Genomic DNA, 2,664 nt, shown 5'->3' on the forward strand with positions numbered 1-2,664 from the left:
ACCTTAAAGCGTAAGTCATCCCTTGACCACATTTGCAAGTATCATTTTTAGTTCATTAGTTGGCTAAAAATTCATTCAATCCGTTATGATGCGATTTCGACCCGATCCTTTCGCTTGGTACAAAGCACTATCAGCTCTTTGGAACCACTCTTTAAAAGGCTCTTCAACACGAAGAGTAGCCATGCCAGCACTAAAAGTTAACTTTTCGACTGGCGAAAAGCTCATATGTGAGATTTTTTGACGAACCTCTTCAATATGTTTAAAAACCATAGTCGAAGTCGCTTCTGGTATTAAAATGACAAACTCTTCTCCTCCCCAACGACAGATGAGATTTTCTTTGCGCATATTTAAAGACAATTCATCCGCAAAACGACACAAAATATCATCACCAACATTGTGCCCAAACTCATCATTAATCTTTTTGAAGCGGTCAATGTCTAATATGACCAAAGTTATTGGAAAATGATGTCGCTTAGCGCGGGAGATCTCTTTATCAACCAGAGCACTAAAGGCTCGACGATTATAAAGCAACGTTAACGGGTCTTTGGATGCAAGCTGTTCAAGCTTTTCATTCTGCTGATTCAGAAGTAAATTTTTGTCGGTAATTTCTTGAGTTCGATGATTGACCATTTGTTCTAAATGGATAGTGTGTGAGTGTATTTTTTGAAGACTATCGTGGAAAGCTTTAGACAGTTGACCTATTTCGTCATCTGAATCGATTATTATTAGATAACTTTTTTTATCTTTGACAGAAGCTTTTACATCTTTGGTCAGTTGCACTATGGGCTTTGTAATTCTATTGGATAGCTCACTAATGAGTAATAAAAATATCACCATCAAAATAATTGAAGTGACTAATACATCGTACATAATTGTATATATGTCGTGAAAAATTTCAGACTCTTTAGTTGTGACAAACAAGGTCCAGCCAGGCAGATAATCAACTTTAGAAAATGTGACTATTTTCGATTCATTTAATGTGGCGTCCATATAACGCCCATAACCATCATTTTGCAATTTAGTTTGTCTGACTATTTTATAAAACCCTGGATAGTCAGCATTTTCCGTCATTGAAAGTTTATTCTTCATTATAAAACTTTTATTTGGATGTGAAACCATTAAGCCATTCGAGTCAGTTAACCAAGCGTAACTCTCTTTTGCGAGCTTAATTTCCGCCAGTTTAGCGGAGATAATGGTTAGAGGCACCGCCACAGCAAGCGTTCCCATCCAGTTATTTTGCGTGTCTAAAATAGGTACTCCCACCATGATGACCGGAGTCTTTTCAAACCGAGTGATGACTGGCACGCTAATATTATATTGTTTACCTACCCATTGTTCTGCACGCATAAATGAAGGGTGAGTGACTTTATTTGTATTGCCTAACACATCTGTCAAATTTAAATTTTTGTCTACATAAATAGCATTAATGAAATTACCACGCCCCATTGTCATGAGTCTTTTGAGCTGTCGAGCGATTGTAGGTTTATCGCCTAACTTTGTATTCGGGTTGTTACTGAGCATTTTTAACATGACAACATATCGAGCAAATTCTTGGCTGAGGAGATTGGCGTGCATTTTTGAAATTTTGGTAGAGTTTTCTAAAGCTAAATCCAATACGCGATCACGTTCATTGATAAATATAGTGAGTAAAAGCACAGACGTGAAAGCAATCATGACTAAAGAGAATATAGTGATGACTTTGGCTTTTATACTATGAAACATATCACTCCTGAAAACGTTGCTTAACACACTACAAAAAATATAAATCACAAAAAATTGATAACACTTAATGGTATAGATTGCTGGTTAACATTATGTCGTAACGATGCAATGCCAATGAATCATCTTATATAATTTGAACACATTAACTCACTCAAGTTATCTTGCATTTAGTCATGCTGTTTGGTGGTTAATCTCGACCAATATAGGCCGGGTTCTTTTCTAAATAGGCCTGCGCAGCGGTGATAGCAACCACGGCTTTAGAATTAAATTCACGTTGGTACAAGGTATATACCACAAATAAACTGGCTAAAATGAACATTCCTGGATGCATAAACCAACACAATGCAGCCATAGAGTAGTAATAAGAACGCAAGCCATAGTTATATGAATGTGCAGCTTGATCTTGCACTACGGCCATTTGCCTTGCATAGCCCAATGCATTTTTATCGCTACCGGTTTTATCTAATGGTGCAGCACCGATCATGATATTCACAAAGCCATATTGGCGCATCGACCAAGTAAATTGGAAAAATGCGAGCACGAAAATCCCGGCTAAAAGAGCCAGCTTAACTTGTACCAGCGCGTGGTTAGGAGACGTGGTAAAAGGAATCGAACCAATCACGATTTCAAGCTTTTCAACCTGCGAAAATAACGTCAACACACCTGCCAGGATCAGTAAAGTTGTTGAAGCAAAAAACGCAATATTGCGTTCTAAATTAGCCAATAATGCCGCTTCGGCTACACGTATCTCTTTGGCTATCACCTGTGACATCCAATGAATTCGTTGTTGATGCATGACTCGCGCGATACAGTTAGTCGTTTTAGCTTTACGACGGGCAAAACCGGCATACCCGATCCAACTGACTAAAAATACAATTAAAGCTAGCGAATCTAACCATGAAATTACCATGCTGATTAACCTGTGTAAGAATAAATAATAGA

At 37.8% G+C, this 2,664-nt stretch carries 2 protein-coding genes; both read right to left on the minus strand.

Annotated features, from left to right (window positions below):
• Nucleotides 1-75: 75 nt before the first annotated feature.
• Nucleotides 76-1,722, minus strand: coding sequence for a sensor domain-containing diguanylate cyclase (locus CXF78_RS19745; RefSeq protein WP_102037717.1), 1,647 nt, complete (start codon nt 1,720-1,722; stop codon nt 76-78).
• Nucleotides 1,723-1,909: 187 nt separating this feature from the next.
• Nucleotides 1,910-2,632, minus strand: coding sequence for a DUF599 domain-containing protein (locus CXF78_RS19750; protein WP_102037718.1), 723 nt, complete (start codon nt 2,630-2,632; stop codon nt 1,910-1,912).
• Nucleotides 2,633-2,664 lie beyond the last annotated feature (32 nt).

The sequence above is a fragment of the Shewanella sp. 11B5 genome (assembly GCF_002836795.1).
Classification (GTDB): Bacteria; Pseudomonadota; Gammaproteobacteria; order Enterobacterales; family Shewanellaceae; genus Shewanella; species Shewanella frigidimarina.

Coding starts and splice junctions, on each gene's coding strand:
- CXF78_RS19745 (WP_102037717.1), bottom strand. CDS start 1,722: ATGTTTCATAGTATAAAAGCCAAAGTCATCACTATATTCTCTTTAGTC.
- CXF78_RS19750 (WP_102037718.1), bottom strand. CDS start 2,632: ATGGTAATTTCATGGTTAGATTCGCTAGCTTTAATTGTATTTTTAGTC.